Annotated in this window: 2 tRNA genes and 2 rRNA genes; all 4 read right to left on the bottom strand. The window is 49.0% G+C overall.

Features of this window, described 5'->3' with window-relative positions:
- Window positions 1–137 (bottom strand): 23S ribosomal RNA (locus CG67_RS13805); the annotation flags it as partial.
- 182 nt (window positions 138–319) lie between these two features.
- Window positions 320–395 (bottom strand) — tRNA-Ala (locus CG67_RS13810).
- Window positions 396–503: 108 nt separating this feature from the next.
- Window positions 504–580, bottom strand: a tRNA-Ile gene (locus CG67_RS13815).
- A 72-nt stretch (window positions 581–652) separates the two neighbouring features.
- Window positions 653–878: ribosomal RNA gene (locus CG67_RS13820) — 16S ribosomal RNA — on the bottom strand; the annotation flags it as partial.

An 878-nucleotide genomic window follows, 5' to 3' on the forward strand; every position in this document is an offset into this window, starting at 1 on the left:
GTGCACCGGGTTTCCCCATTCGGAAATCGTCGGCTGTAACGGTTCATATCACCTTACCGACGCTTATCGCAGATTAGCACGTCCTTCATCGCCTCTGACTGCCAGGGCATCCACCGTGTACGCTTATTCGCTTAACCTCACAACCCACAGACGTCTTGCAACGACTCTGAATCGTAAAAGTTTTTGAGAGACTCTGAATAACTTAACGTTATTCATTGTTTTCAAATTTTCAGCTTGTTCCGTATTGTTAAAGAGCAATATCTTAAACATGACTCGCAAGTCATCTTTAAGATATGTTTCAGCAGGCACTGCTGAATGATGGTGGAGCTAAGCGGGATCGAACCGCTGACCTCCTGCGTGCAAGGCAGGCGCTCTCCCAGCTGAGCTATAGCCCCATCGATGGTAATTTTCTGAAGTGTCCTATTCTTTTTCAGACAAGGCATGGCTTCGCGACGCATAGCCTGCTATGCGAGCCGGAGTCATAACGCCGTATGAGAAAGAATTGGTAGGCCTGAGTGGACTTGAACCACCGACCTCACCCTTATCAGGGGTGCGCTCTAACCACCTGAGCTACAAGCCTGCAGAAGATTACTGCTCTCTTTAATTTCATCAGACAATCTGTGTGAGCACTACGCGGGAGTGTATCTTCAGGTAAGGAGGTGATCCAACCGCAGGTTCCCCTACGGTTACCTTGTTACGACTTCACCCCAGTCATGAATCACAAAGTGGTAAACGCCCTCCCGAAGGTTAAGCTATCTACTTCTTTTGCAACCCACTCCCATGGTGTGACGGGCGGTGTGTACAAGGCCCGGGAACGTATTCACCGTAGCATTCTGATCTACGATTACTAGCGATTCCGACTTCATGGAGTCGAGTTG

This window comes from Tatumella sp. UCD-D_suzukii (assembly GCF_000611875.2).
Lineage (GTDB): Bacteria > Pseudomonadota > Gammaproteobacteria > Enterobacterales > Enterobacteriaceae > Tatumella > Tatumella ptyseos.